The organism is Micromonospora sp. LZ34, from assembly GCF_052981855.1.
Window position 1 is genome coordinate 1 of sequence record NZ_JBRIQN010000117.1, and the last position, 4,892, is coordinate 4,892.

Annotated in this window: 6 protein-coding genes; 4 read left to right on the forward strand and 2 right to left on the reverse strand. The window is 67.0% G+C overall.

Translation table 11 applies throughout. The annotated features are described in order from the left end of the window. Positions 1-151 precede the first annotated feature (151 nt). A protein-coding gene (locus tag ACVCAH_RS37465) for an IS5 family transposase (protein WP_447140948.1) occupies positions 152-960 on the forward strand; the annotation gives its coding sequence in 2 pieces (ribosomal slippage) (positions 152-490 and positions 493-960; 807 coding nt in all). 492 nt (positions 961-1,452) lie between these two features. After that, complete coding sequence (locus ACVCAH_RS37470) at positions 1,453-2,496, forward strand: hypothetical protein (protein WP_447140944.1); 1,044 nt, start codon at positions 1,453-1,455, stop codon at positions 2,494-2,496. Between the two features lie 199 nt (positions 2,497-2,695). Here the strand turns inward: ACVCAH_RS37470 and ACVCAH_RS37475 are convergent, their stop codons facing one another. Together ACVCAH_RS37475 and ACVCAH_RS37480 are read right to left on the reverse strand one after the other, a co-directional pair. Continuing rightward, positions 2,696-3,562 carry a heparin lyase I family protein gene (locus ACVCAH_RS37475; RefSeq protein ID WP_447140949.1) on the reverse strand — a complete coding sequence of 289 codons (867 nt, stop codon included), beginning with the start codon at positions 3,560-3,562 and terminating at the stop codon, positions 2,696-2,698. After that, the gene (locus ACVCAH_RS37480; RefSeq protein ID WP_447140945.1) at positions 3,492-3,980 is read right to left on the reverse strand and encodes a transposase family protein; all 489 of its coding nucleotides are present in this window, start codon (positions 3,978-3,980) and stop codon (positions 3,492-3,494) included. The genes ACVCAH_RS37475 and ACVCAH_RS37480 overlap by 71 nt, the downstream gene beginning before the upstream one ends. A gap of 81 nt (positions 3,981-4,061) precedes the next feature. Between ACVCAH_RS37480 and ACVCAH_RS37485 the strand changes: the two genes are divergently transcribed. After that, the gene (locus ACVCAH_RS37485; protein ID WP_447140946.1) at positions 4,062-4,502 is read left to right on the forward strand and encodes a transposase; all 441 of its coding nucleotides are present in this window, start codon (positions 4,062-4,064) and stop codon (positions 4,500-4,502) included. After that, positions 4,417-4,743, forward strand: coding sequence for a transposase (locus tag ACVCAH_RS37490; protein ID WP_447140947.1), 327 nt, complete (start codon positions 4,417-4,419; stop codon positions 4,741-4,743). The genes ACVCAH_RS37485 and ACVCAH_RS37490 overlap by 86 nt, the downstream gene beginning before the upstream one ends. The last annotated feature ends 149 nt before the right edge of the window (positions 4,744-4,892 follow it).

A 4,892-nucleotide genomic window follows, 5' to 3' on the forward strand; every position in this document is an offset into this window, starting at 1 on the left:
ATCGACAGGCGGCTGCGTCCACTTCGCACGCCCCCACCGCATCCCGCGAGGTCAGACCGCCAATGGCGGCTGCCGTATTAGGGCGTGTCTCAGATGGACGGTGTGGTAGCTGCGGCATGATCTTCGTTTCGTGACGGCGATGATCGATGACATGGTGCGTACGTGGGCGCCGGACGATTTCTGGGAGATCGCGCAGCCGTTGATCCCCGTACCGGCCAAGCGGCCGCAGGGTGGCGGGAAACGGCGCGCCGATGACCGGGCGGTGCTCGCGGCGATCGTGTACCTGGTGCAGGCCGGCTGCTCCTGGTGGAAATTACCGGCCGGGTTGTTCGGCATCAGCCGTGCCACCGCGCACCGCCGCTTCACCCAGTGGACCCGATCCGGGCTGTGGGAAGGGCTGCACCAGCAACCGCTGCACCGACTCGGCGTCATCGGCGAGATCGACTGGTCGCGGGCCGTGGTCGACTCGATCGCGGTCCGGGCCGAAAAAGGGGGGACCTCACAGGACCAAACCCGGTCGACCGCGGCAAACCGGGAACGAAGATCCATGTCCTGTGCGACCGACGCGGCGTACCACTGAGCGTGCTCATCTCCGCCGCGAACACCCACGACTCCCAACTGCTGCTACCCCTGCTGGACTCGAACGCCCCGATCCGCTCGCCACGCGGGCGACCCCGTCACCGCCCCGCGAAGCTCCACGCGGACAAGGCCTATGACCAGCCCGCCATGCGCACGGAAGTCCGCCGACGCGGCATCGCGGTGCGCACCGCCCGCAAAGGCATCGAGTCCTCACAGCGCCTTGGCCGCCACCGCTGGATCGTCGAGTCCTGCCTGTCCTGGCTACTGCGCAACCGCCGCCTGGTCCGCCGCTACGACCGCACAGCCGAACACTTCCTCGCCTTCGCCGACATCGGCTGCCTGCTCATCTGCTACCGCAGGCTGGCCAAGGCCACCAACTGAGACGCGCCCTTGACCCTGCGTCGAGATGGTGCGGGTTCGCTCGGTGTGTTGTCGTGACGTGGAGCGGCCACCGCCTGATCATCGGGATCGACCAAGATCTTCGATGTGGGGCGGTGGCCGTGGCCGTCATTGTGGGCCATGCGGGCGTGGGTGAGGAAACGCCACGCGGATGCCGTGACCCGGTTGGTGGAGTTCCGCCAGGGCTGGTATCGGTGCTTGACGGGGTGGGCGGACACGTTGTTCGAGGTCACGGACGCGGTGTTGACCACGCCGGGTCAGGTGGCGTCGCTGCCCGCATCTGACGTTGGAGCCGGCGTTGCGTCGGGGTTGGGGCAGTGTGTACGCGTCCTTGTCGAAGGGCGAGTGGACGTCGCGGCGGTGCGGGATCTGCTGATCGGCAGTCTGCCCGGGTGGTGGCCGGTGTTCGCGGTGGATGTGACGGCGTGGCCGCGTTCCGAGGCGGGGTGTTCACCACGGCGAGGGATGTGTCGTGTGCCTGATCCGGGAGGCGATCGGCGGGGCCGGGTGGTGCCGGGATGGGCCTACCAGTGGATCTGTCAGGTCTCCTCGACGCCGGATTCCTGGACGGCGCCGGTCGACGTGGTGCGGGTGGACCCTGAGGACAACGCCACCGAGGTGGCCTGCAACCAGATGGCCGCCCTCGTGCAGGGCTTGGCCCGTCACCGGCCGGGTGTGGTGCCGGTGTTCTGCATGGACGCGGGTTACTGCCCGATCACCGCGACAGCTCGGGTGGCCTCCGATCCCCACGCCCCCGCCCGGATCATCGGGCGGATCCGCCGTGACCGGGTCTTCTACTGCGACCCGCCAGCGAAAACCCCTGGCAGTGGTAGCCGACCCAAACTGCACGGCGACCGGTTCGCCTGCGCTGATCCCACGACCTGGCCCGACCCCACCGGTGAACTACACACCGTCGGTGACACCTACGGTCCGGTCCACGTGCAGGCGTGGACCGGGCTGCATCCCAAGCCAAGCAAACGACGCAGGTGGGCGGCGAAGACACCAAGGGCCGTCCCGATCATCCGCGGAACCGTCGTGCGGGTCAGCCTGACCCGACCGGTCGAGGCCGGCACCCCACAGACCCTGTGGCTGTGGACCGCCGGCCCCGATCCGCTCAACCTCGACCTGATCTGGCGGGCCTACCTACGCCGGTTCGCCATCGAACACACCAACCGATTCATCAAACAGCACCTCGCCTGGACCACACCCGCGGTGCGTCACCCGAGCCAAGCCGACCTGTGGACCTGGATCGTGGCCGCGGCACATACCCAGCTACGCCTCGCCCGGACCCTGATCGCCGACCGACGCCTGCCCTGGGAACGACCGCTGACCACAGCCACCCTGACCCCCTACCGGATCCGCCGAGGTTTCCGCAGCCTGCACCCGCGCCTAGCCACGCCGGCCAGACCACCGGAACCCTCCAGACCAGGACCGGGGCGACCCAAAGGCAGCCGTAACCAGCAACGAGCCCCACGCCACAAGCCGATCATCAAGCGACACCAACCCACCCGGGGCTAAATCGATTTTCACCTACATCCACCGCTGGTAGAACTGCCGCCGTGTCCAGAAGGAACCGGCTCCCCTCAGCCCCGACGAGAACGAAACGGCCTTGCACATCCTCCACGACGATCATCCGCAGACGGCTATCGTTGAGCCTGAGCTAACCGGCGCCAGGTAACCACCACTGCGCGAAAGCGGGGGACTTCAGCGTCGGCTTTCAGTCGACGTCTGCGTAGGCGGTGCCGATCTTCAGGCTGTCAATGCGGTTGATGATCTTGTCGGTCTCGTTGTAGCGGTCGTACACGCCCCATTTGGGTTCGTTGGCACTGTCCCACATGCGACCTGTGTAGCGCTGCGAGCCGTTGCTGAAGGTCTGCTTGACGCCGTCGAACCACAGTTCCACCCAGCCGCCGGTCGTCGAGTCGGAGGTGTGGATCCCCAGGACGAATCGGTGCCAGTCGTTGGCTGCGACGGAACCGGACCAAATTCCGTGCCACGAGTTACCCGGGGCGACGTAGTGCAGCCGGACCCGCCCGTCCTTGACCGTCATGAGCAGCGGGTAGGTCTGCGTCCCGTCGGGATACGACTTCCACTGGAAGACCACGAAGTCGCCACCGCCGGGGAGGCTGACCCTGTCGAGCTTGCTCTCCCAGCCCAGGTAGTACGTGGAGTTGTTCTGGAAGGTGTAGCGCGACCCACCGACCCTGATATTGCGCGACTCGCACCGCCATTCGCTGGCGCCCTTGGTGTAGCGGAACACCGTGCCGTGACCGTCGGTCTGAGCCTCAGTCACCACGCTGCCGGGCGACGGGCACTCGATGTTTCCGAAGACACCTGTCCCCTGCGAGGCGTCGCCGTCCCAGATTACGTAGGCGTGGGCAGGGGTCGACGTTGCAGCCACCATCAGCGTGGCGGCTGCGGCAGCAATACCGATTGAACGTTTGCGCATAGCGACGCTCCAAAGAGTCGATTGATCGTTCAGGGTCAATGATGCACGTTCGATCACTGGAGTGTCAAGCAGCAAGGTCGCATACCGGCGGCCCCGGGACAGCGCGAAGTCGTCGACGCTGAGCACCGCCGTCATCAGCACCCGCAGGACGGTGCTGCGGGAGACCCGCACACCCAATCGGGACAGCACCGCCGCGCCGGCCCGGCCGGACGGCCACCGCCGGATCGGCGACCAAAGCGGTCAGCTGCCGGGTCCGCCGCGCCCATCGCGGAGTCAGCGCGGGCACCTGTTCCCGAAACCTCCGCCGCGGGCACGACCCCGCCCGGCAGACCAGGCGCCGGACCCGCAACTGCACGACCACGCAGCGCCCACCAACGAAAAGATCAGCCAGCCGACGCTGGTGATACGCATGCACCCGGTCGCTGAGCTGCCCACATCCCGAGCACGGCACCGGGGCCACCGGCGTGCGGGCGACGACCCGCACCACCGCCCCTTGATCGATCACCCCGTCGATAACCAGCCCTGACAGCAGAGGAAAGACCGTCTTGATCACCTCGCACCGGGGTCAGGATGCACCACGGAACCGACCACTCTGGACTCAGGTCACCACCGTTTCTGCGCCAGAGCCGTTCGTTTGACAGGCCCGCTACCGGCCGACTTCCCCCACCACAAGCTGGTCTACCACTCCTTCAAGACCTGGACCGCCGACGGAACGCTCCACCGCATGTACAACAGCCTGCGTGAACAGGTCCGCGCCCAGGTCGAGGACCGCGACCGGCAGCCGACGGCCGCGCTGGTCGACTCCCAGTCGGTACGCGGCGCGGAGACCGTCGGGCGGGCCAGCCGCGGCTACGACGTGGGGAAGGAGGTCAACGGCCGTAAACGGCACATCGCCGTGGACACCTGCGGCCTGCTCCTCGCGATCCTGATCACCGGCGCCAACGTGCAGGACCGCGACGGCGCCCGCCCCTCCTTCAGGCGTTGCACGCTTGCTTCCCCGGCATCCGCCTGGTCTGGGCCGACAGCGGCTACGCCGGCAGGCTCGTCGACTGGGCCGCCACCCACCTCGCCCTGACCGTGCGGATCGTCGCCACACTCGCCGGGCAGACCACCTTGTGGTCCTACACCGCAGGTGGGCGGTCGAACGTACCTTCTCGTGGATCAACCGGTGCCGGCGCACCGTCCGCGACTATGAACGGCTCCTTGAACACCACGCCGCGATGGTCCAATGGGCCATGATCATTGTGATGGCTCGCCGCCTCGCCCGTCACCAACACACCGAAACCCTTATTTACCAGGCTCTAAGGTGTCAATAACCTCCGGCAGTATTAGACCTAGCCTCGGTCTTTCACTTGAGTGCGGTTTCATAGCCGCTTCTCGATGAGTCTGATTCGCGTGATTGCCGCTGTTTTGGCGGGATGCTGAGGGCCCGGCGCGGGGCCGGGTTCCTCCGTGTCGCTGGTCG

Coding starts and splice junctions, on each gene's coding strand:
- ACVCAH_RS37475 (WP_447140949.1), bottom strand. CDS start 3,562: ATGACGGCGGTGCTCAGCGTCGACGACTTCGCGCTGTCCCGGGGCCGC.